This window comes from Micromonospora sp. DT15 (genome assembly GCF_049841475.1).
In the GTDB taxonomy this organism is placed as follows: domain Bacteria; phylum Actinomycetota; class Actinomycetes; order Mycobacteriales; family Micromonosporaceae; genus Micromonospora.
Map to the genome: position 1 here is coordinate 431,718 of NZ_JBNCKJ010000002.1, position 20,439 is coordinate 452,156.

At 71.1% G+C, this 20,439-nt stretch carries 22 protein-coding genes; 12 read left to right on the top strand and 10 right to left on the bottom strand.

All coding sequences use genetic code 11. The annotated features are described in order from the left end of the window. Window positions 1–12: 12 nt before the first annotated feature. Complete coding sequence (locus ACLQ3F_RS06085) at window positions 13–702, top strand: fasciclin domain-containing protein (RefSeq protein WP_425846901.1); 690 nt, start codon at window positions 13–15, stop codon at window positions 700–702. Window positions 703–708: 6 nt separating this feature from the next. Here ACLQ3F_RS06085 and ACLQ3F_RS06090 read toward each other — a convergent pair whose 3' ends face one another. After that, window positions 709–1,698 carry a tyrosine-type recombinase/integrase gene (locus ACLQ3F_RS06090; protein WP_425846903.1) on the bottom strand — a complete coding sequence of 330 codons (990 nt, stop codon included), beginning with the start codon at window positions 1,696–1,698 and terminating at the stop codon, window positions 709–711. A gap of 314 nt (window positions 1,699–2,012) precedes the next feature. Here ACLQ3F_RS06090 and ACLQ3F_RS06095 point away from each other — a divergent pair, with 314 nt between their 5' ends. The 3 genes from ACLQ3F_RS06095 to ACLQ3F_RS06105 all read left to right on the top strand — a co-directional run bounded on the left by ACLQ3F_RS06095 (window position 2,013) and on the right by ACLQ3F_RS06105 (window position 4,370). Next, window positions 2,013–2,576 (top strand): hypothetical protein, encoded by a 564-nt coding sequence (locus tag ACLQ3F_RS06095; RefSeq protein WP_425846905.1) that lies wholly within the window; start codon window positions 2,013–2,015, stop codon window positions 2,574–2,576. A gap of 140 nt (window positions 2,577–2,716) precedes the next feature. Continuing rightward, complete coding sequence (locus tag ACLQ3F_RS06100) at window positions 2,717–4,147, top strand: DUF885 domain-containing protein (protein WP_425846907.1); 1,431 nt, start codon at window positions 2,717–2,719, stop codon at window positions 4,145–4,147. A gap of 34 nt (window positions 4,148–4,181) precedes the next feature. Then, on the top strand, window positions 4,182–4,370 hold the full coding sequence (locus tag ACLQ3F_RS06105; protein ID WP_425846909.1) for a hypothetical protein: 189 nt from the start codon (window positions 4,182–4,184) through the stop codon (window positions 4,368–4,370). Between the two features lie 32 nt (window positions 4,371–4,402). Here ACLQ3F_RS06105 and ACLQ3F_RS06110 read toward each other — a convergent pair whose 3' ends face one another. Continuing rightward, a complete protein-coding gene (locus ACLQ3F_RS06110) occupies window positions 4,403–5,185 on the bottom strand; it encodes an alpha/beta fold hydrolase (RefSeq protein ID WP_425846911.1) in 783 nt (260 codons plus the stop codon). A gap of 183 nt (window positions 5,186–5,368) precedes the next feature. Between ACLQ3F_RS06110 and ACLQ3F_RS06115 the strand changes: the two genes are divergently transcribed. Further along, complete coding sequence (locus tag ACLQ3F_RS06115) at window positions 5,369–5,827, top strand: hypothetical protein (protein ID WP_425846913.1); 459 nt, start codon at window positions 5,369–5,371, stop codon at window positions 5,825–5,827. Window positions 5,828–5,878: 51 nt separating this feature from the next. On the opposite strand, the gene ACLQ3F_RS06120 is transcribed toward ACLQ3F_RS06115, so the two are convergent. Next, window positions 5,879–7,495 carry a beta-N-acetylhexosaminidase gene (locus ACLQ3F_RS06120; protein ID WP_425846915.1) on the bottom strand — a complete coding sequence of 539 codons (1,617 nt, stop codon included), beginning with the start codon at window positions 7,493–7,495 and terminating at the stop codon, window positions 5,879–5,881. 191 nt (window positions 7,496–7,686) lie between these two features. Here ACLQ3F_RS06120 and zwf point away from each other — a divergent pair, with 191 nt between their 5' ends. The 3 genes from zwf (at window position 7,687) to ACLQ3F_RS06135 (ending at window position 10,826) form a co-directional block, all read left to right on the top strand. Continuing rightward, window positions 7,687–9,066: a glucose-6-phosphate dehydrogenase gene (gene zwf, locus ACLQ3F_RS06125; protein ID WP_425846918.1), complete on the top strand. Its 1,380-nt coding sequence runs from the start codon at window positions 7,687–7,689 to the stop codon at window positions 9,064–9,066. Window positions 9,067–9,279: 213 nt separating this feature from the next. Then, window positions 9,280–10,704, top strand: coding sequence for an OFA family MFS transporter (locus tag ACLQ3F_RS06130; protein ID WP_425846921.1), 1,425 nt, complete (start codon window positions 9,280–9,282; stop codon window positions 10,702–10,704). After that, window positions 10,701–10,826, top strand: coding sequence for an MFS transporter small subunit (locus tag ACLQ3F_RS06135; RefSeq protein WP_357207405.1), 126 nt, complete (start codon window positions 10,701–10,703; stop codon window positions 10,824–10,826). Before ACLQ3F_RS06130 ends, ACLQ3F_RS06135 begins: the two co-directional genes overlap by 4 nt. Window positions 10,827–10,868: 42 nt before the next feature. On the opposite strand, the gene ACLQ3F_RS06140 is transcribed toward ACLQ3F_RS06135, so the two are convergent. Further along, complete coding sequence (locus ACLQ3F_RS06140; protein WP_425846924.1) at window positions 10,869–11,597, bottom strand: SDR family oxidoreductase; 729 nt, start codon at window positions 11,595–11,597, stop codon at window positions 10,869–10,871. A gap of 220 nt (window positions 11,598–11,817) precedes the next feature. On the opposite strand from ACLQ3F_RS06140, the gene ACLQ3F_RS06145 reads away from it, so the two are divergent. Both ACLQ3F_RS06145 and ACLQ3F_RS06150 read left to right on the top strand, forming a co-directional pair. Beyond that, on the top strand, window positions 11,818–12,279 hold the full coding sequence (locus tag ACLQ3F_RS06145) for a peroxiredoxin (protein WP_425846927.1): 462 nt from the start codon (window positions 11,818–11,820) through the stop codon (window positions 12,277–12,279). 83 nt (window positions 12,280–12,362) lie between these two features. Further along, window positions 12,363–13,046 (top strand): hypothetical protein, encoded by a 684-nt coding sequence (locus ACLQ3F_RS06150; RefSeq protein WP_357258690.1) that lies wholly within the window; start codon window positions 12,363–12,365, stop codon window positions 13,044–13,046. Between the two features lie 6 nt (window positions 13,047–13,052). Here ACLQ3F_RS06150 and ACLQ3F_RS06155 read toward each other — a convergent pair whose 3' ends face one another. Further along, window positions 13,053–13,505 (bottom strand): MarR family winged helix-turn-helix transcriptional regulator, encoded by a 453-nt coding sequence (locus tag ACLQ3F_RS06155; protein WP_425846931.1) that lies wholly within the window; start codon window positions 13,503–13,505, stop codon window positions 13,053–13,055. 97 nt (window positions 13,506–13,602) lie between these two features. On the opposite strand from ACLQ3F_RS06155, the gene ACLQ3F_RS06160 reads away from it, so the two are divergent. Further along, the gene (locus tag ACLQ3F_RS06160) at window positions 13,603–14,055 is read left to right on the top strand and encodes a MarR family winged helix-turn-helix transcriptional regulator (RefSeq protein WP_425846934.1); all 453 of its coding nucleotides are present in this window, start codon (window positions 13,603–13,605) and stop codon (window positions 14,053–14,055) included. 65 nt (window positions 14,056–14,120) lie between these two features. On the opposite strand, the gene ACLQ3F_RS06165 is transcribed toward ACLQ3F_RS06160, so the two are convergent. The 5 genes from ACLQ3F_RS06165 to ACLQ3F_RS06185 all read right to left on the bottom strand — a co-directional run bounded on the left by ACLQ3F_RS06165 (window position 14,121) and on the right by ACLQ3F_RS06185 (window position 19,417). Next, complete coding sequence (locus ACLQ3F_RS06165; protein WP_425846937.1) at window positions 14,121–15,053, bottom strand: CU044_5270 family protein; 933 nt, start codon at window positions 15,051–15,053, stop codon at window positions 14,121–14,123. Further along, on the bottom strand, window positions 15,050–15,634 hold the full coding sequence (locus tag ACLQ3F_RS06170; RefSeq protein WP_387349212.1) for an RNA polymerase sigma factor: 585 nt from the start codon (window positions 15,632–15,634) through the stop codon (window positions 15,050–15,052). Before ACLQ3F_RS06170 ends, ACLQ3F_RS06165 begins: the two co-directional genes overlap by 4 nt. Window positions 15,635–15,699: 65 nt before the next feature. Further along, on the bottom strand, window positions 15,700–16,887 hold the full coding sequence (locus tag ACLQ3F_RS06175; protein ID WP_425846941.1) for a GNAT family N-acetyltransferase: 1,188 nt from the start codon (window positions 16,885–16,887) through the stop codon (window positions 15,700–15,702). A gap of 101 nt (window positions 16,888–16,988) precedes the next feature. Continuing rightward, on the bottom strand, window positions 16,989–17,987 hold the full coding sequence (gene cydB / locus ACLQ3F_RS06180; protein ID WP_355007524.1) for a cytochrome d ubiquinol oxidase subunit II: 999 nt from the start codon (window positions 17,985–17,987) through the stop codon (window positions 16,989–16,991). 14 nt (window positions 17,988–18,001) lie between these two features. Continuing rightward, window positions 18,002–19,417, bottom strand: a complete 1,416-nt coding sequence (locus ACLQ3F_RS06185) for a cytochrome ubiquinol oxidase subunit I (protein ID WP_357258702.1) — start codon at window positions 19,415–19,417, stop codon at window positions 18,002–18,004. A gap of 161 nt (window positions 19,418–19,578) precedes the next feature. Here ACLQ3F_RS06185 and ACLQ3F_RS06190 point away from each other — a divergent pair, with 161 nt between their 5' ends. Next, window positions 19,579–20,352: a lysophospholipid acyltransferase family protein gene (locus ACLQ3F_RS06190; protein ID WP_357207960.1), complete on the top strand. Its 774-nt coding sequence runs from the start codon at window positions 19,579–19,581 to the stop codon at window positions 20,350–20,352. Window positions 20,353–20,439 lie beyond the last annotated feature (87 nt).

A 20,439-nucleotide genomic window follows, 5' to 3' on the forward strand; every position in this document is an offset into this window, starting at 1 on the left:
GTGGAGGCCGCCGTGTCGCACCCCGCCACCGCACCGCGACACCCCCGACGATCCCGCGGACCGCACGGCGCTCGACGCGTCCGCCGGACGCTCGGCCTGCTCCTGCCGACCCTGCTGCTGGCCGCCTGCACCGGCAGCCCCGCAGCCCCCCGCACGGACGCCGCGCCCGCGAGCACCGCACCCCAGCCCACCGGGCCACTCTGCGCCGCCCTGCCCACCGGCACCGACCCCGGCAACCCGAACTTCCTCGCCGGGCAACCCGTCGAGGCGGCGCTGCGCTGGATCCCCACCCTCACCACGTTCGAAGCGGCACTGCGCACCAGCGGCGTCCTCACCGACCTACCCGCCGACGACGGAGTCACCCTCCTGGCGCCCTCCGACGACGCCTTCGCCGCCACGTTCTCCGAGGACAACTGGGACGACCTCATGACCCACCACACCGACCAGCTCCGCACCCTGCTGAAAGCCCACCTCATCACCGGAAGCCACCCGATCGCCGACCTCACCACCGCCGGCACCGCCACCACCCTCGACGGCGTCAGCGTCACCGTCACCCGCACCGGGCCCACCGCCCGCCTCGGCGACCGCGCCGACACCGTCTGCGCCGACTACCAGGCCACCAACGCCCGCATCCACATCATCAACGCCGTCCTCGGCCCCCTGCCCGTCACCGCCGACGGCACCGGCCACCGCGCACACTGATCACGCTCACCCCGGCGGCACCAGACCCGCCAGCGCGCGGTTCGTCCGGTTGGCGCGGACCGCGTCACGCTGCTGCCCGGCCGTCACCTCGATGTACGTCTGCGACGACGCCAACGACGCGTGCCCCAACAACCGCATGATCTCCGCCGCGCTCGCACCGTCCTCCGCCAACCGGGTCGCGAACGTGTGCCGCAGCGCGTGCAGCCGCGCACCACGCGGCACCCGGTCACCGATACCTGCCCGCCGGTAACACGACTCCACGAGATACTGCAGGCCACCACGGCGCAACGGCTCACCACGCCGATCCACCAGAAACGGCGAGTCGGGGCGTACCGACCGCGAACCGAAGCGCCGCACCCGACTGTCCAGGTAGTCCCGCAGCACCCGGTCCAGATCCGCCTCGATCGGCACCACCCGAGGCCGCCCACCCTTACCCGCCACCTCGACCCGCCGCTCACCGGACCGACCGCCGAGCGAGTCGACGCGCAACGCCAGCAACTCCGACAAACGCAGCCCGGCGCAAAGCGCCACCGCCAACACCGCCACGTCCCGCTCCGGCCACGGGTCGCGTTGCCGCCCGTCGTCCCGCGCGGCGGACGCGAGCAGCACCTCGGGAGTGTCCGCGCCGCGCAGCGGCTTCGGCTGGGGGAGTAGCGCCCGAGGCCGCCCAACCGCCGGCATCGGATTGCCCGCCACGAACCCGTCAGCGACCAGGAACGTGAAGAAACTGTTCCAGGTGGACCAGGCCCTGTGCACCGACGCGGGCGCCCGGGGGGCAGCGAACCGGGCGAAAGCCGCGCGCATCACCCGGGGGGAGAGGTCGGTGATCGACAGCGCGTCCAGGGGTAGGGGAGGGGCCTCCGCGACCAGAGCCGCGATCGTGCACAGATCCCTGCGGTACGCGGCCAGGGTGTGCGGGGAGGGCTTGCGGGTGGCCCGCGCGGTCAGGAACTCCTCGATCAGCACCGCGAGCGATTCGTCCCGCTTGTCATGCATAAGGGATATTATGCATGATTTTCGCGTTGCCGGGAAGCGGGTGCACGAGGGGGAGAGCGGCCTCATTCCGGACCGCCGCGAGCGCGGCCGGAGTCGATGAAGAAGCACGTATCGTGCGCGACATGACGTCGGTCGCCGCCATGTGTCCCACCTGTGGTCGACCCGGCACGCCCATCGTGTACCGGGACGTCGACGGTCCGACAGATCTGGTCTGCCGCGAGGGGCACCGTTGGCGGGCCGCTGGCCGAGCCGGGTGGGCTCCTCATGCGTCACCCGCCGCCGTCGACCGGGACCCGCAGGACGCAACGACACCGATGGAGCCCGTGGACCTCAGCAAGGACGGGCGGACCTGGCGGATCGGCACCGCCGGCGACGTCGCCTGGCTCGCCGGACGGACCACGCAGGGTCTGTCGGTCACTACGGCGATCCCACCGGTGTTCGAGGCGTACGGCACCTTTCACCCGCCCGCCGGGGTCGGTCTCGACGCCCACGAACAAGCGGTGATCAACGAGCTGGTGGCGTGCACACCGGACCAGCCCTGGTGGCTGGGCTTCCTCGACACCGGCGCCCACGACGTCGTCTTCCCGCACGCCCCAAGAGTGTCCCTCTACTGGGACTGGCCCTACGTACTGGTCCAGGCCGGGCCGGAACAGGCCCTGACCTGGCGGGTTGGTCACATGCGCGGCAACGGGGCGCTGCCCGACCTGTTCTTTCCGGCGGATCGCTCCTGGCTCGTCTCCGCCCTGTGGGACGACACCTGGACCGACATCGGCGCCAGCGGTGCGGTGCTCGCGGCCCTGCGACGTAACCCGCTGGTCAACGCGCGCCTCGTCGGCCCGGACGAGGACGCGTGCCCGCCCGGCCTGACACGCGACTGACCCCCGTCGGTGAAGGGGCGAGGGGACCCCCAGAAAGCCTCTACTTTACATAATGTGCATTATCGAATCAGCTTTACATCGTTCCGGACCGATGCGGCCTTGCGCCATGACAACTGGCGCGAGGCCCTAACATTGCCCGGGTGATCGAGGACTTCGTGGAGCGGCTTCTGCACGACATGGCCACCCTCGACCCTTGCACAGCGGTGGTCGACGCTGGCGAACAGGACGTCGACGGGCTTACCGACTACGGCCCCGAGGGCCACCAGGCCCGCGCGGACCGGGCCGCCCTCGCCCTGCGCGAGATCGAGGCACTGCCGGCCGGGACCCCGCTGCACGCCCACCTCGTCGAACGGCTGCACACGCGTGTCGCCTTTCACGACGCCGGGGAGGATCTGCGCGAACTGCACGTGGCGGCCGCCGGTCCCCTTCAGCTCATCCGCCAAGCCGTCGAAGCCGCGGTTCCCGGCCGCGACGCCGAGAACGCGGCCTTCGAGGAGGGCTGGGCTCGTGTCGGCGCACGCATGGCCGCGATCCCTGCGGCCCTTGACGGGTACGCCCGCAGCCTTCTACTCGCCGCGCAGCGCGGCGATGTGCCGGCGCGCCGTCAGGTGGAGCTCGTCGCGCAGCGCTGCCGTGCCTGGACTGACGACGATGCTGCCCTGGTGGATCGCTACGGCGAGGGGCGTCAGCGGGCGTCGTTGCAAGCCGCGGCAGCGGGCTCGCGAGCGGCGTACCAGAAGCTCGCCGAGAGGCTGACCGTCGACCTGGCGCCGAGGGCAGTTGAGGAGGAGGCGTTCGGTCAGCAGCGGTATGCGCTCTGGGTGCGTACCTTCCTCGCGGCCCAACCTGACCTGCGCGAGTTGTACGAGTGGGGTTGGGAGGAGTTCAGAGCGACAGAGGCGGAGCTTCTCGCTGAGGCGGAGGCCCTGGGCGGGAGCGTGCCGGAGGTGCTCGCCCGGCTCAACAGTCCCGACGCACCTGGCACGCTGCACAGTAGGGAGGCGTTCGCTGCGTGGCTGCAGGACCTGTTGGAGTCGACTACCGAGAGGTTGGACGGTGTCTACTTCGACATCCCCGCTCCGCTTAGGCGCATCGAGTCGCGGTTGGCCACGTCGTCCGGCATCGCGTACACAGGGCCGTCACGGGACCTGGCGCGGCCGGGTCGGGTCTGGTGGTCGGTCCCGGAGGGCGCAGCGACATTCCCTACCTGGTACGCCTACAGCACCGCCTTTCACGAGGGGGTTCCCGGCCATCACCTCCACCTCGGCGCGGAAGCCTGCCGGGGCGGCCTCGGGCAGCGGTTGAATCTGCTCGGCGGCCTCTCCGGGAGTCAGGAGGGTTGGGCGCTGTATGCGGAGCGGTTCATGGACGAGATCGGGTTGTATGAGCAGCCAGGTGCTCGACTGGGGTACCTGTACATGCAGCTCCTGCGCGCCGCGCGGGTCGTGCTCGACATCGGCCTGCACCTGCGGCTGGCGATGCCCTTCGGCGATGGAGCCGGGTGGACGGCGGACGCGGCGCTGAAAGTTGTTGCGGGATCGCTGCCATCAGGGGGCCTACGCGTCCGCTGAGCTTGCGCGTTACCTGGGTCGGCCTGGGCAGGCGTTGGCCTACAAGGTGGGTGAGCGCGTGTGGCTGGCCGGCCGTTCGTCCTTTCCTGGCGACCGGCGCGCGTTCCATCGTCAGGCGCTGGAGTTGGGTTCGATGGGCTTGGATCAGTTGACGGTGGCCCTTCGGGGTGACCGAGCACCACTTGCGGCTCGCGGTGAAACACGTCTGGGACCGCGTAGATAGCTGGACAAGGTCCGCTCCCCCGGCTCGGGCTGTCAGATGTGCGATCGGCGCAGCCAGTCCTGGGTGAGCGAGCGCAGCAGAGCGGGTTGTTCGTACGGCAGGTAGTGCCCGGCGGCGTCGATCACGGTGTAGGTGCCGCGCGGATAGTGGCGCATGGCGTGGAACTGGTCGGCGTACCCGACGATGCGGTCCTGCCGGCCGGTGATCACGCTGACCGGGCTGTCGGAGGCGATGTCGGTGTTCTCGTCGGGTAGCGCGTAGTCGGGGCCGCTCTGCAACTCCTGGTGGAATGTCGGGTCACCGGGGCCGCCGGAGTGCAGTGCGGCGAGCACCGTCGCGACGACCTTTGGGGTGCGGTGACCCAGTGCGGCGTCCAGATGTGGGTGCAGTTCGGTGGGAGCGGCGTCGAGCCAGCCCGGGGGTGCTTCGAGTGGTGGGGCGTCGGGCAGGTTGCGGCTGTGGCGGGCGATGGTGACACCGGGGCAGACGAGGAGCAGGCCGCGGACGAGGTCGGGTCGTTGGCGGGCGATGCCGGCGGCCAGGTACGCGCCGTAGGAGCCGCCGGCGAGCAGGGCTGGGGTGTCGAGGTGGTGGTCGAGCCAGGCGCAGACGGTGTCGAGCACTGCCTGGGAGGTGGGTGGGCAGTGTGCGGGGGTGTCTCCGTGGCCGGGGAGGTCCAGGTAGATCTCTCGTAGGCCGGTGCCGGCGAGGGCGGGGTGAAAGGCGGCGGCCGTGGCGGCGCGGCTCATGCTGAACATGGGGAGGCACACCACCGCTGGTCCGGTCTCCGCCGTGTGGTCGAACGCCAGGTTCATCGGGAGTCCTCGTTGGGGTTGTCGGTGGTGGGGTTCAGGGTCAACGTCTCATGCCGGGTGGGCCGTGGGTGAAACTGTTCTGCGTCTTCGGCGGGTGGTGTCTACAGTGGTGCGCTCCGGCCACTGCCCGTTCGCCGCGAACGGCGGGGCCGCACATCACCACGGGGGAACACCTTGACGAGTATGCCTGTCCGGATTGTGGTTGGCCTGGTCGCGACCGTCGGCCTCGTTGTGGGCTGCCAGCCTGCCGAGAAGGAGAATGCTGGGGCCGCCGCCCCGCCGTCGCCGACCGTGGCGCCGAGCCCGACCGTCGACGTGGCGGCGAACAGCAAGCAGGTCTGCGACGCCAGTCTCGTCTTTGTGAAGAAGCACTACGTCGCGATGGCTGACGATGCGATCGCCGCGATCGACAAGCCGGTCAGCGCCAAGGAGGCGGGCGCGAAGGTTCGCGGCCACTACACGGCGCTGTTGCAGGACCTCAAGACGGCGGCGCCGACCGCTGCCGATCCGCAGGTGCGCACCGCGTTGGAGACCCTGGCCGCCGGGGTGGAGAAGCACCTGGCCGGTCCGAAGGCCACCGAGATCGAGGCGCCGGATCTCGACCCGCCGCTGAAGGCGTTGGACACCGTCTGCGGTCGCTGAGCGTCGTGGGCACCGGCCGGGTCGGCCGGTGCCCACGAACCGGGGTACGGGTCAGATCCAGGGCACCTGTGGGGACGGGTAGAAGTCGACCTGTTGCAGTCGCCAGCGGGGTGCCTGCTCCCCCAGTCTGGTGCGGAATGATTCCCAGTCGTGGCTGGCGGTGGTTGACCAGCCGAGTTCGGCGATCGCTGGTAGGCGGGGGAAGGCCATGTGTTCGATGTCGTCGAGGGTGCGCAGCGTCTCGGACCACAGTGGGGCCTCGACGCCGAGGATGGCGTTCTCGCCGATGCCGGTGACCCGGGTGGCGGGGTCCCAGCCGTACGCGTCGGACACCTCGATCAGGCCGGCCCAGCGTAGGCCGAGGCGGGTGTTGGCGTCGTACTTCATGTCGAGGTAGGCCTTGTTTGCCGGTGACATGACGACTTTGGTGCCGCGGGCGGCGGCCGCGACGAGGCTGGCGTTTGTGGTGCCGGTGCCCCAGAACTGGGCGACGTCGTCGGTGGAGGTGTCGGCCTGGGTGATTTCGTTCCAGCCGTAGGCGCGTTTGCCGTACTTCGTGACCAGGGGCAGGACCCGGTTCATGAAGGTGCGGTAGTCCTCGTCGGTGGTGGCGTGGGCTTCGTCGCCGCCGATGTGCAGGAATGGTCCGGGGGTGATGGCAGCGATTTCGCGGATGACGTCCTCGACGAAGCGGTAGGTGAGGTCGTCGTTGATGCAGAGGGAGCTGTAGCCGACGGCGATGTCGGTGCGCGGGGGCGGTGCGACGCCGTCGCAGTTGAGTTCGGGGTAGGTCGACTGGGCGGCGTTGGTGTGCCCGGGCATGTCGATCTCGGGGATGATCGTGATGTGTCGTGCGGCGGCGTAGGCGACGACGGCTGTGTAGTCGGCCTTGGTGAGGTATCCGGGGCCGACGCCGTCGACTCCGGTGCCGGGTCCGCCGCCGACGGTGGTGAGGCGGGGCCAGGAGTCGATCTGGATGCGCCAGCCCTGGTCGTCGGTCAGGTGCAGGTGCAGGTAGTTGATTTTGTACTGGCTGAGCAGGTCGACGTAGGCGGTGATGTCGTCGACGGTGTGGAAGTGGCGTGCGAGGTCGAGCATCGCGCCGCGGTAGGCGAAGCGTGGGTAGTCGATGATTCGTCCGCCGGGGATTGTCCAGGTGGTCCGCTGCCGGTCGGGTGCCTCGATCTGGGCGGGGAGCAGTTGGCGCAGGGTCTGGGTGCCGGCGAACAGCCCGGCGGGGGTGTTGGCGCGGATCGTGACGCTGCGGCGGGTGACGTCGAGTTGGTAGCCCTGCTGGCCGATGCGGTCGTCGGCGCCGCCGATGAGCAGGGCGATCTCGGGTAGCGGGGTGGAGCGTACGGGCAGGACGGGCAGGGCGTGGCCGGTGGCGGGGCGCAGTGTGGTGGCGAGTTGGTGGCCGACGTGCCAGGCGGCGGCTGAGCCGGGGGTGGTGCGGATGACGGTCAGGGGGGTGATGCGGAATGTGGTGTGCGCGTCGGGGTGGGTTTCGACAGGTGCGGGGATGACGTCGCTGAGGTGTCGGGCTGGTGCGGTGGGTGTCGCGGCGGCGGGCGTTGCGGGCAGGGTGACGGGTAGCGCGAGTGCGGCTATGGCCAGCAGCCGTGTGGTGGTGTGTCGGCGACGCACGGTACCTCCAGGCCTCGTCATGATCGACGATTGTCGATTAGAGGGGCAGATTACCGGCGTTTCGCCTGCACTGTAAACCTTCCTTAACATAAGAGCGCGTCGAGACAGTGCTGTCGCCGACCTCACGTACGCCGCACCCTGGGGAATTCCGGGAGTGGTCGTGCCGTTGTCCGTTCGGAAGATCAGGTTCGGATGATCGATTGGGAAGTGCCATGCACATGCGCTCAGACGCGGTAGTGCTGTTCGGCGTCACGGGAGACCTCGTCTCGAAGAAGCTGTTTCCGGCGCTGTACGAGTTGAACCGGCGCGACCGTCTCGACGTTCCGGTGATCGGTGTGGCCCGCTCCCCCTGGGACGATCAGCAGTTGGTCACCATGGCCCGCAAGTCGGTCACCGAGGCCCAGGACGAGATCGACGACGAGACCTTCGACCGGCTGGCGGACAACCTCTCGATGATCTCCGGCGACTACGCGGACCCGGCGACGTACCAGCGGCTGGCGCAGCGGCTGCGCGACGCCGAGCGGCCGGTCTTCTACCTGGCGATCCCTCCGGCGGTGTTCGGCTCCGTCGTCGAGGGCCTGGCGGCCGTGGGTCTGGCCGACCGGGGTCGGGTGATCGTGGAGAAGCCGTTCGGGCGTGACCTGGAGTCGTCCCGCGAACTGGATCGCACCCTGCGCGCGGCCTTCGCGCCGGAGCGGGTGTTCCGCATCGACCACTACCTCGGCAAGGAAGCCGTCGAGGGTCTCTACGCCTTCCGGTTCGCCAACCGGCTGTTCGAGCCGCTGTGGAACAACGAGCACATCGACAACATCCAGGTGACGCTCGCCGAGGCCTTCGGCACCCAGGGCCGGGCCGGCTTCTACGACACCGTGGGCGCGACCCGGGACGTGCTGCAGAACCACATCCTGCAGGTCGTGGCGCTCATCGCGATGGAGGCGCCGGCCAGCGAGGACACCACGGCGTTCCGGGAGGCGGAGGCCGCGGTGCTGCGGCAGATCGCGCCGCTGTCGCCGGACTCCACCGTACGAGGGCAGTACGCGGGCTACCGCGACGAGCCGGGCGTGGCGGCGGATTCGAACACCGAGACGTTCGTGGCGGCCCGGTTGACGGTCGACTCCCCCCGGTGGGCGGGTGTGCCGTTCTACCTGCGTGCTGGCAAGTCCCTGGCGGGGACGGCGACGGAGGTCGTGGTCGAGTTCAAGCAGCCGCAGCGCTCGCTGATCCCGGCCGAGCGGGGTCAGGCCACCGCCGCGAACCTGCTGCGGTTCCGGCTCGGGCGCGGCGACGGCATCACCATGTCGATCCAGGCGAAGAGCCCGGGTGCTGAGGTGGCGAGCCGTCCGGTGGACCTGTCCGTCGACTTCGGCGCGGCCCTCGGTCGCCGGCAGGAGGCGTACGAGCGGCTGCTCGACGACGCGATGGACGGGCAGCACCTGCGCTTCGCGCGTGCCGAGACGATCGAGCAGGAGTGGCGCATCGTCGAGCCGATCCTGGATCTGCCGACGGCGGTGCGGTCGTACGAGAAGGGCAGCTGGGGTCCGGCGGACGCCGACGCGCTGGCCGGCGGCTGGCACCTTCCGGACCTGCGCTAGTCGCGGCCGGAGCTGACGAAGGCGGCGTGACCGACTTGTCGCGGTGTCTCGACTGTGGGCAAGCCGAGTCGGTCACGGGTGCGGCGCGCGGTCGCTGACTGACCGCTCAGCTCAGCGGAACGACCGTCCGGCGACGGTGAGGTTTGCCGCTTACGCGGGGTGTGGGCACGTTGGGGGCGACGTTTCTCGTCCTCGTCGGAGAGGAAGCAGCTCATGCTTTCCGCACTCGATCGTCGGCACACCGTCGCGCCGCCCGGCTACAGCCGGTGGCTCATCCCCCCGGCGGCGTTGGCCATCCACCTCTGCATCGGTCAGGTCTACGCGACCAGCGTCTACAAGAACTCGCTGATCGCCCACTTCGACACCAGCCAGACGGCGATCGGGGTGATCTTCAGCATCGCGATCGTGATGCTCGGATTGTCCGCGGCGGTCGCCGGGACCTGGGTGGAGGCGAACGGGCCGCGCAAGGCCATGTTCGTCTCGGCCTGCTTCTGGGCGGCGGGGTTCCTGGTGGGCTCGCTGGGCATCGCCACGAAGCAGCTCTGGCTGCTGTATCTGGGCTACGGGCTGCTCGGCGGCATCGGGCTGGGCATCGGCTACATCTCCCCCGTCTCCACACTGATCAAATGGTTCCCGGACCGGCCGGGGCTGGCCACCGGGTTGGCGATCATGGGGTTCGGTGGTGGGGCGATGGTCGCCTCTCCCCTGTCGCGGCAACTGTTGTCGTTCTACGACGCCGGCTACGACCCGGCCAACGCGGGGTCGACGGCGTCGGGCAGCGCCCTGGTGTGGCTGTTCGTGACGCTCGGCCTGGGCTACTTCGTGATCATGATGTTCGGGGTGGCGAACGTGCGGGTGCCGGCGCCGGACTGGCGGCCGGCCGGCTTCGACCCCGCCAGCGTGGCGGCGAAGCCGCTCGTCACCACGGCGAACGTGTCGGCGGCGAACGCGGTGAAGACCCGCTCGTTCTGGCTGCTGTGGGTGGTGCTGTTCTGCAACGTGACCGCCGGCATCGGCATCCTGGAACAGGCCAGCCCGATGATCCAGGACTTCTTCCGCGACAACGGCACCTCCGCGGTGACCGTCGCGGCGGCCGGCGGGTTCGTGGGTCTGCTGTCGCTGTTCAACATGGCCGGGCGGTTCGCGTGGTCGTCCACATCGGACATCATCGGCCGCAAACCGATCTACCTGGTGTACCTGGGTGTCGGCATGGTGCTCTACGCGCTGCTGGCGCTCGTCGGGCAGACCTCGACGGCCCTGTTCGTGCTGTTGGCCTGCGTGATCCTGTCGTTCTACGGCGGTGGCTTCGCGACCGTGCCGGCGTACCTGCGGGACCTGTTCGGCACCTTCCAGGTCGGGGCGATTCACGGTCGGCTGCTGACCGCGTGGTCGGCGGCGGGGATCGCCGGTCCGCTGATCGTCAACGGGTTCCTCGACGCGCAGGGCGAGCCGGGGTCGCTGACCGCCGCTGCGTACCGTCCGGCGCTGTTCACGATGGTGGGCGTGCTGGCCGTGGGCTTCGTGGCGAACCTGCTGGTGCGGCCGGTGCCGCAGCGCTACCACGAACCAGCGGCGGAACAGCACCCGCAACAGAACGTGGACGAGGACACGACGGCGCAGAGGAGTGGTACGCGATGAGTGAGGACAGCCGTTCCGGGCAGCAGGCCCGGTTGTGGATCTCCTGGTTGGTGGTGGCGGCGCTGCTCGGCTACGGGATCGCCCAGACCGTCATCACGGCGGCGAAGCTGTTCACCCACTGAGGTGAGCTGCGGGGTGCCGTCGCACGGCACCCCGCAGCACCGTCAGAGACCGCCGGCGACGCGCAGCACGGTCCCGGTGGCGTACGAGGCGTCCGGGCCGAGTAGCCAGGCGATGGCGGCGGCGATCTCGTCGGGTTCGCCGGCGCGGCCCAGCGGGATGCGACCGACGGCGGAGTCGGCGCGGTCGGGGACCCCGGAGTCGGCGTGGATGTCGGTGCGCACGATGCCGGGGGCCACGGCGTTGACCCGGATGCCCTTCGGGGCGAGTTCCTTGGCCAGGCCGACGGTGAGGGTGTCGGTGGCGGCCTTCACGGCGGCGTAGTGCACGTACTCCCCCGGGCTGCCGAGGGTCGCGGCCGCCGACGAGACGTTGACGATCGCCCCACCGTCGGTGAGCCGGTGGGCGGCCTGCTGGGCGCAGAGGACGTAACCGACGAGGTTGACGTCGACGACCCGGCGCAGGTCCTCGACGCGCAGCTCGGTGAACGGTCCGATCAGGCTGGTGACGCCGGCGTTGTTGACCAGGCCGGTGAGCGGGCCGAGCTGCGCGGCGGCGTCGAACAGGGCGTGCACCTGCTCGGGGTCGGTGGTGTCGGCGCGTACCGCGATCGCCTGTGCGCCGGCGGCCCGCAGGTCGGCCAGGACGGCGGTGGCGGCGGCCTCGTCGCGGCGGTAGCACAGGGCCACGTGGTGACCGGCGGCGGCGAGCCGCCGGGCGGTGGCCGCGCCGATGCCCCGGCCGCCGCCGGTGATGACGGTGACGGGTGCCACGGTGCCTCCCGGAGAGTCTGACGGCTGCGCGATGCTCGTGCCGACGCTACCGTGACCCGCGCGGATCGGTCCTCGAGAGGAGGGTCACACGCGGCGGGCGTCGGGACCCGACAGCGGGGTGTCCCTGCTGGCCGGACGACGCCAGGCCGACGAGGTGGCGGCGCTCGGGGTGTGATCGCTTACGCTCACCGCGCGGTCGATCAGACGATGGAGGTGCGCGGTGGCGGGTGTGGTTGTCGGCGACGTGGTGCAGGATTTCGAGCTGCCGGACGAGACGGGCACGCCGCGGCGGCTGTCGGAGTTCCTGGCGGCCGGGCCGGTGGTGCTGTTCTTCTACCCGGCGGCGATGACCCGGGGGTGCACGGCGGAGAGCTGCCACTTCCGCGACCTCGCCGCGGAGTTCACGGCGCTGGGCGCGACGCGGGTGGGCATCAGCCGCGACCCGGTGGCGAAGCAGGCCGAGTTCTCGAAGCTGCACGGCTTCGACTATCCGCTGCTGTCGGACGCCGACGGCGCTGTGGCGCAGCAGTTCGGGGTCAAGCGGCGGGTGCCGTTGGGGCCGTTGAGCATGAAGCGCATGACGTTCGTCATCGGCACCGACCAGCGGATCATCGAGGTGATCCACAGCGAGGTCAGCATGAACGAGCACGCGGACCGCGCGCTGCGGGCGCTGGGCGGCTGAGCGGGCGTGAGCCCCGTGCGGCGGGTGTCGCAGTCGGCTGGTATCAAGACAGCAATCAAACAGGTGTACGGAAGAGGGTTGTGATGGATGCCGGCCAGGGTTTGTCCACTAGCGAGGTGCAGAGCATCCGGGAGTCGTTGGCGGCCGGGCGTAAACCGCGGGTGGTGTTCACCGCGTCGGCGGGGCAGATCGCCGGTCAGGTCGGTCAGGTGATCGAGCTGACCGACCCGGAGGTGTCCGACGAGTTCGTGGTGGTGCGCTTCGGTCGCGACGAGTTGCCGTTCTCCCCCGCCGACCTGGCCGTGGCGCCCAAGGGCGTCACCCGTCGGGTGGTGGAGCCGAAGCCGGAGCCCGAGCCCGAGCCGCCGACGGTGGCCGCGCCGGAGTTCGTGTTGGACACGCCGCGGGTGCCCGCGCAGCGACAGGAGGAGCCGAAGGTGGAGCAGACGGAGAAGCCGCCGGCGCGGCGGGCGGTCAAGGCCGTCAAGCCGAAGAGCCCCGCGGGCCTCACCGTGACCTTGGCGTACGCCGACGGAGAGTGGACAGTCGCCGCGCAGCAGGGCAGCAAGGCCCTCGCGAAGCCGTACGTGGTGAAGCCGGCGGAGGCGTTGAAGATGGTGGCCCTCGTCGACGTGCCCGGGGTGCAGGAGGCGGTGGAGCAGATCCTCGGCACCGAGCGGGCCGAAGCGGAGCAGCAGGCCGAGAAGCTGCGCGCCGAGCTGGCCGAGATCGAGGCCCGGCTGGCGGAGCTGCGCGAGGCCCGCTGAGGGCTGTCAGTGCCGGCTGTGGTGGTGCAGCAGTCGGGTGAGCAGTCGCGTCAGCTGCTCGCGCTCGGTGGTGGACAGCGGTGCGAGCAGGTCGACCTGGACGCGTTCGAGGGTCGCGCCCAGCCGGCGGGCCTCGTCGGCGCCGGCGTCGGTGGCGCTGATGACGTTGCGGCGGCGATCGGCCGGGTCGGGGGCACGCACCACGAGCCCTCGGCCGGCCAGATCGTTGATGGCGGCTACCACGTCGCTGCGGTCGATGCCGCAGCGACGGCCGAGGTCGGCCTGACTCGCGGGCCCGTCCTCGGCGAGGGTGGCGAGCAGCCGGTAGTGGTAGCCGCGCAGGGCGTGCGCGGCGAAGCCCTCGCTGAGCAGGCGGGCGGCGTGACCGGCGGTCTGGTTGAGCAGCCAGCTCGGGGTGGTGCTGAGCCCGGCGGGTGACTGCGGGGCCGCGTTGTCCATGCCGCGCAGCCTATCAGGAATCGTTGGCGCGACCCACGATCGGGTGTTACGTTGGCGCAACCAACGTTGGCTCGGCCAACGTATCGAAGGAGGCGTCATGTCCACCGTCCCCACCCTCAACGGCCAGGTCATCGGCCAGGCCCACTACGCCACCCGGGCCCTGCTCGAACGGTCCATCAGCACACTCGGCGTCACGTTCAACCAGGTGGTCGCGCTGCACGTCCTCGCCCAGGGCCCGGTCGAACCCGCAGACCTCACGCACCGGGTCACCAGCACGCTCAAGATCGACGATTCGGCCGCGCGCCAGGTGGTCGACCACCTCGTCGACGCCGGCCTCGCGCAGGTCGACGGCCCGGCCGGCGGCGACGAGACACGGCTGGCGCTCACCGACACCGGTCGCACCACGCAACGCGGCGTCGTCGCCGCCGTCGCCGACCTCAGCGCCCGGCTGTACGCGGGAATCCCCACCGACGAGGCCAGCACGGCAGCGCGGGTGCTCACCATCGTCACCCAACACGCGAACGCCGAGCTGGCGGCGACCCCGGCCTGACCGGACGCCGCCGCCGGGCGGCCGGCATCCAGGACACGGAGCCTGGAGCCGGCCGCCCGGGCCACCTACCGCGCCGGGCGCTGCCCGAGGTCCGACACCACGGCCCGTTGCAGCACCGCTGTCGTGCCCAGCACCGTCCCGGCCGGCCCGTCGACGGTGTCCGCCACGAGATAGCTGCGCTCACCGAGGTAGTCGAAGCTCTGCTCATCGAAGATCCACTCGTCGCGGCGGCTCCGCTCGGTGTGCGCGACGGCGATCCCCCGCCGCCCGGCCGCGTCGGTGACCCCGCGCACCACCTCGACCCCGGGGATCTTCGCCGCGGCCCGGTAGAGCGCGGCGCTCGTGACCGGCGGCACCAACGACTCGCGCAGGATGTCGCCGATCGCGGTGAACGCCGCGCCGTCGCGGCTGTTGCCCCGGCCCCGCTGCTGACGTTCCCGGTACAGCTTCGCCAGCAGGGCGTCCGGGTCCTCGGGCAGGTCGACCAGCGCCGCGTTCGGCGTCACGTCCGTGAGCGTCTCGCGCTGCGGGATCACACCGACGATCGGAGCGTGGAAGAACGGCTGCTGCACCAGGCCGTCACCCCGCTCGTGCCGAGGGATCCAGATCTCCCGCTCGTGCACCGGTCGCAGTCGGGCCGGGCCGTCACCGAGCTCCGCGAAGGCTCCCCGACTCCTGATGTAGACGTACCCGCCCTCGCCGGGCGGCGGCCCCGGCCTGCCGGTGGCCACCGCGGCCATCCGGTTGAGCAGCAGTGACGCCCCGACGCGTTCCCCCTGCGCGACCGGGACGATCAGTGGCGCGCTGTCCGACGACCACGGCTGGGCGACCATCCCGGCCGCGACCACGACGGTCAGCGCGCCCGCCACCGGCACGAGCACCCGCATCCGTCGTGGCCGCCGCGACGGCCGCCGGACCTCGGTCAGCAGATGATGCCGCAGTGCCTGTCGGCGCAACGCCGGCAGGGCCGGCACGGGCGGAGCGGTGGGCTCTCTCATCGGTACTCTCCCTGCTCGACGGGGGTCATCCGGGCGCCGGTCAGCTCCTGCTGCGCCAGCGCCCGCAGCCGGGTCCGGGCCCGCGACAGTCGGGAGCGCACGGTCCCGACGGGTACGCCCAGCGCCTCGGCCGCCGCCGCGTAGTCCAGTTGCGACCACACGCAGAGCAGGAACACCTCCCGGTCGGCGCGGCGCAACGCCCGCAGTCCCGCCAGGGCGGCGGCCACCTGGTCGGCGTCGTGCATCCGGTCGACCACCGCGTCGGCGAAGTCGGGGACGGTGTCACGTACCGGCAGCCGCCGCAACGCCTCCCGGTGCCGGCGCGCCGCCCGCCGGCGGTTGCGCAGGACGTTTGTCGCGATCCCGAGCAGCCACGGCCGCAGACCGTCCCCGTCCGGGCGCAGGGATTCGCGGATCCGCCACGCTTCGAGGAAGGTCAGCGACACCACGTCCTCGGCGTGCGCCGCATCGCTTCCGCTCCACAGCGCATGTCGATGAACCGCCTCGGCGTGCTCGTCGAAGAGCTCACCCAACGCGTCGGAGTCTCCGGCCCGGATCCGGGCCCGCATCTCGGCTGTCACACCTGTATCTGTCCGCTGCCGCCGCCGAGTTCCCACTTCGGAGGCGGAAACCATCGGCCCGCCGGTCAGAAGTAGTCGAGCAACTGCGCGGGCCCGCCGCAGGCCAGGAGGTCGAGCGCGCCCGGGTCGACACCCGGGCTGTGGTGCAGCAGCCCGGCCTGCGCGACCGAGCGGGCCCGCGCGGCACCGGCGTAGAGCAGGGCGAAACCGCGCACGTCCAACCGCAGGTCGGCCTCGCCGCCGACCCGGGTCAGCTCGGCGTCACCGTCGGCGACGGTCAGCCGCCAGGTGCCGGTGTTCCACTCGGCGAGCGGATCGGTGAGGGCGAAGTCGACGACGCCCCGGGCGTGGGCGGGCCACCCCCGCGCGCTCACCGCGCGGGCGACGTCGACCGGTCGGTGCATCCACAGGTCCCGCTCGTGGTCGCGGGCCGACTCCAACGGCAGGACGGTGCTGACCGCGTCGCCGTCGAGCGGGCACAGCCGCAGCGTCGGCGCGACGCTGGCCCAACTGCCGAGCACCCCGACGATCTCCCGGGCGGCCTCGGGCGTGACAGCGAGGGCCTCGTCGACGGTGAGCACCGAATCCGCTCCGTAGCCCCGGCCCCGCTGCCAGGTGGCGTAACCGACCAGCTCGCCGTCGGCCTCGACAAGGGTGACCCCGTCGCCGGGCAGACCGCGGTCGGCGGCGTCGAACAGCTCACCCCGGCGGGTCAGCATGCCGTTGCGGTGCCGGGTGACCCGCTCGTACAGGGCGTCGACGGCCGGCAGGTCGGCGGGCGTACCGGCTCGGACGGTGAGGTGCGACGCGGGCCGGTGGCGGGGCAACGCGGCGGTGGCCAGGTCGACGGTGCGCAGCACTCCCGCGGCCTCCCACCCGCAGGCCCGGTACGGGCCGGCGACGGTCGGATAGAGCGCGCTGATCGCCGCCTGACGGTCGCGGGCGCCGCGTAGCAGCGCGCTGAGCAGGGCTCGCGCCACGCCATGACCACGGGCCTCGGGGGCGACAGCCACCCCGGCCACGTCCGCAGCCGGCACCGCCCGCCCGGACCACCACTGGTCGTGGTGCAGGTCGATGGCCTTGCCGACGAGCCGACCGGAGTCGTCGAACGCGCCGTAACGGGTCAGGCCGGGCACCGGCGCGGGCGCGTGCGCGGGGCGCTGCGGGTCGGAGCCGAACGCGAAGCGGCCCAGCTCCCAGGCGGCGTCGAGGTCGTCGGCGGTGAGTTCGCGTACGTGCACAGTGGCGGGCATCGGCACACCGTAAACGAGCCCACCCCCACCAACCGCCCGATTTTCCCGACGCTCCCGCGCTGCGCCGTCCCCGCTGGTGCGCGATCCCCCGCTCTCGGCGGTCAGTGTTGCGGGATGTTGGCCACTCCGATGCGCTTGCGGAACACCCAGTACGTCCACCCCTGGTAGGCCAGCACCACCGGAGTGAAGATCACCGCCACCCAGGTCATGATCTTCAGGGTGTACGGGGTGGACGCGGCGTTGGTGGCCGTCAGCGTGCCGGCCGCGTCCAGGGTGGAGGGCAGCACGTTCGGGAACAGCGCCGCGAACAGGGTCGCCACCGCCAGGCCGATCGCCACGGCCGTGCCGGTGAACGCCCAGCCCTCCCGGCGTACCCGGGCGGCGGCCAGACCGCCGAGCAGGGCGAGGGCCGCGCCGACGGCGAGCACGACGGCGGCAGCGCTGGAGCGGATGTTCAACGTCCAGGTCAGGAACCCGACCGCGAGCACGGCGGCGCCCACACCCAGGCGCACGGCGAGCGCGCCCGCCCGCTCGCGGATGTCGCCGGTGGTCTTCAGGGCGAGGAACACCGCGCCGTGGGTGAGGAACAGCGCGAGGGTGGTCGCGCCGCCCAGCAGGGCGTACGGGTTGAGCAGGTCCAGCAGGCCGCCGACGTACTCGTGGTCGGCGTCCAGTGGCACGCCGCGCAGGATGTTGGCGAAGGCGACGCCCCACAGGATCGCCGGCAGCAGCGAGCCGACCACGATCGCCGCGTCCCAACGGCGCTTCCAGGACGCCTCGGGGCGCTTGTGCCGGTACTCGAAGGCGACCCCCCGGGCGATCAGGGCCAGCAGGATCAGCAGCAGCGGCAGGTAGAAGCCGGAGAAGAGGGTGGCGTACCACTCGGGGAACGCGGCGAACATGGCGCCACCGGCGGTGATCAGCCACACCTCGTTGCCGTCCCAGACCGGGCCGATGGTGTTGATCAGGACGCGGCGTTCCCGGTCGTCGCGGCCGAGTACGGGCAGCAGCATGCCGACGCCGAAGTCGAAGCCCTCCAGGATGAAGTACCCGGTGAACAGCACGGCGACGAGGAGAAACCAGATGGTGGTCAGTTCCACGATGGGCTCCGGGATCAGTAGGCGAAGGCGAGCGGGCGCTCGGCGTCGTCGTGGGTGTCGTCGATGGGGTGCTCTTCGCTGACGTCGGGTACGCCGGCCTTGGCGTAGCGCAGCAGCAGCTTGACCTCGATCACGGCGAGGGTGGCGTAGATCAGGGTGAAGGCGGTGAACGAGGTGAGGACCTCGGCCAGCGAGACGCTGCGGGACACCCCGTTGCGGGTGAGCATCTCGCCGAAGACGATCCACGGCTGGCGGCCCATCTCGGTGAAGATCCAGCCGAACGAGTTGGCCAGCAGCGGCAGCACCGGCATGGCCAGCCCGGCGCGCAGCAGCCACTTGCTGCTCGGGGTGCGGCCCTTGCGCTGGCTCCAGAGCACCAGCAGGGCGATCGCGGCCGCGGCCATCCCGAAGGCGATCATGAAGCGGAAGCTCCAGTAGGTGACCGGGATGATCGGGGTGTAGCTGCCGGCGCCGTACTGGCTGGCGTACTGGGCCTGCAGGTCGTTGATGCCGTGCACGGTGCCGTTCGGGTCACCGGTGCCCAGGTACGACAACAGGTACGGGATCTTGATGGCGAACACCTCGCGGCTGCCGTCCAGGCTGCCGATGGTGAGCACCGAGAACGAGGCGGGGCTCTCGGTGGTGTAGAGGCCCTCGGCGGCGGCCATCTTCATCGGCTGCACGTCCGTCATGATCTTGCCCTGGATGTCGCCGGTGAACAGCACGGCCGCGGAGGCGACCAGGACCACCCAGGAGCCGAACTTCGTGGCGAAGCGGTACGCGCCGGTGTCGGCGGAGTCCCGGTTGCGAATCACGTGGTAGAGGCCGACCGCCACGACCAGCGACCCCGCGACCAGGAAGGAGCCGGCCAGGGTGTGCGGGAAGGTGATCAGGGCGACCTTGTTGGTCAGCACGGCCGGGAAGTCGGTCAGCTCGGCGCGTCCGCTGTCGGGGTTGATCCGGTAGCCCACCGGGTTCTGCATGAACGAGTTCGCGGCGAGGATGAAGTACGCGGACAGGTTGGTGCCGATCGCGGCGGCCCAGATGCTGGCCAGGTGCGCCCGCTTGGGCAGCCGGTCCCAGCCGAAGATCCACAGGCCGATGAAGGTGGATTCGAGGAAGAACGCGACGAGCGCCTCGATGGCCAGGGGTGCGCCGAAGATGTCGCCGACGAAGCGGGAGTAGTCGCTCCAGTTCATGCCGAACTGGAACTCCTGCACGATCCCGGTGACCACACCCATGGCGAAGTTGATCAGGAACAGCTTGCCGTAGAACTTGGTGAGCTTGAGATAGCGCTCGTTGCCGGTGCGGTGCCACATCGTCTGGAGGATGGCCACCAGCACGGAGAGGCCGATGGTCAGCGGCACGAAAAGGAAGTGGTAGACGGTGGTGACACCGAACTGCCAGCGGGCAACGTCCAACGCGTCCACCTGAAACCCCCAACGATCCGTACTACGAGACGTAGTAAATACTACTGCTCGTCGTAGAGGATTGGGCAGGGCCGGGTGGCCCGAAACGGCCCGGGACCAATGACCCTGATCACCCGACCCGCCCTCGCGGCCCCGCCGGGGCGTGCGACGATGGCGCGCTGATGGACACCGCACACACCACCTGGCAGCCGCCGCTGATCTGGCGCGCAGCCCTGCTGCTGGCCCGGGGCCTGGTCGGCCTGCTCGCCCGCCTCGAGGTCACCGGCGACGTCCCGACGCACCTGCGTCGCGGCCCGCTGGTGCTGACCGCCAACCACATCAGCCCGTTCGACCCGGTGGTCATGGCCGCCGCCTGCCAGATCCGCGGCGTCGCCCCCCGGATCATGGCGACCGCCGGGCTGTTCCGCGTCCCGGTGTTCGGTGCCGCCATGCGCCACGCCGGGCACATCCGGGTCGACCGCGGCACCAGTGCCGTGCACCAGGCCCTCGACAACGCCGCCACGGCCGTCGCGCGTGGCTCGGTGATCCTTATCTACCCCGAGGGGCGCATCGGTCTGGACCCCGGCCTGTGGCCCGAACGCGGCAAGACCGGCGCCGCCCGCCTCGCCCTGGCCTGCGGCGCCCCGGTCGTCCCGGTCGCCCAGTGGGGCTCGCACGAGGTGCTGCCCTACCAGGCGCCCCGCGGAATGCTGCGCGGCATCGCCCGCTCGCTGTGGCGCCGCCCGGTGATCCGGGTGCACTTCGGCACCCCCGTCGACCTGGGCGAGACGGCGGCCGCCAACCCCGGCGCGGCCCGCCGCGCCACCGACCGGATCATCGACGCGCTCACCGACACCCTCGCCCCGCTGCGCCCCGACGAACCCGACCGGCCCCGCCACGTCGACCCCGGACGCCCCACCGACCTCAGCCGCACCCACCGCCGCCGCTCAGACTGAGGCCACCGCCGCGACCGCCGAGGTTGCCGCGACGTCGAGGTGCGCCAGTGCCCGGAGACCCCGCACGGGCGCCGGAAAGCCGGGTCG

Bases quoted from the DNA above. Each gene is read 5' to 3' on its own strand.
- ACLQ3F_RS06115 (WP_425846913.1), top strand. From the start codon at position 5,369: ATGCCTGTCCGGATTGTGGTTGGCCTGGTCGCGACCGTCGGCCTCGTT.
- ACLQ3F_RS06155 (WP_425846931.1), bottom strand. From the start codon at position 13,505: ATGGACAACGCGGCCCCGCAGTCACCCGCCGGGCTCAGCACCACCCCG.
- ACLQ3F_RS06110 (WP_425846911.1), bottom strand. From the start codon at position 5,185: ATGAACCTGGCGTTCGACCACACGGCGGAGACCGGACCAGCGGTGGTG.
- ACLQ3F_RS06130 (WP_425846921.1), top strand. From the start codon at position 9,280: ATGCTTTCCGCACTCGATCGTCGGCACACCGTCGCGCCGCCCGGCTAC.
- ACLQ3F_RS06090 (WP_425846903.1), bottom strand. From the start codon at position 1,698: ATGCATGACAAGCGGGACGAATCGCTCGCGGTGCTGATCGAGGAGTTC.
- ACLQ3F_RS06120 (WP_425846915.1), bottom strand. From the start codon at position 7,495: ATGACGAGGCCTGGAGGTACCGTGCGTCGCCGACACACCACCACACGG.
- ACLQ3F_RS06165 (WP_425846937.1), bottom strand. From the start codon at position 15,053: ATGAGAGAGCCCACCGCTCCGCCCGTGCCGGCCCTGCCGGCGTTGCGC.
- ACLQ3F_RS06150 (WP_357258690.1), top strand. From the start codon at position 12,363: ATGGATGCCGGCCAGGGTTTGTCCACTAGCGAGGTGCAGAGCATCCGG.
- ACLQ3F_RS06190 (WP_357207960.1), top strand. From the start codon at position 19,579: ATGGACACCGCACACACCACCTGGCAGCCGCCGCTGATCTGGCGCGCA.
- ACLQ3F_RS06095 (WP_425846905.1), top strand. From the start codon at position 2,013: ATGGAGCCCGTGGACCTCAGCAAGGACGGGCGGACCTGGCGGATCGGC.
- ACLQ3F_RS06135 (WP_357207405.1), top strand. From the start codon at position 10,701: ATGAGTGAGGACAGCCGTTCCGGGCAGCAGGCCCGGTTGTGGATCTCC.
- ACLQ3F_RS06160 (WP_425846934.1), top strand. From the start codon at position 13,603: ATGTCCACCGTCCCCACCCTCAACGGCCAGGTCATCGGCCAGGCCCAC.
- ACLQ3F_RS06175 (WP_425846941.1), bottom strand. From the start codon at position 16,887: ATGCCCGCCACTGTGCACGTACGCGAACTCACCGCCGACGACCTCGAC.
- zwf (WP_425846918.1), top strand. From the start codon at position 7,687: ATGCACATGCGCTCAGACGCGGTAGTGCTGTTCGGCGTCACGGGAGAC.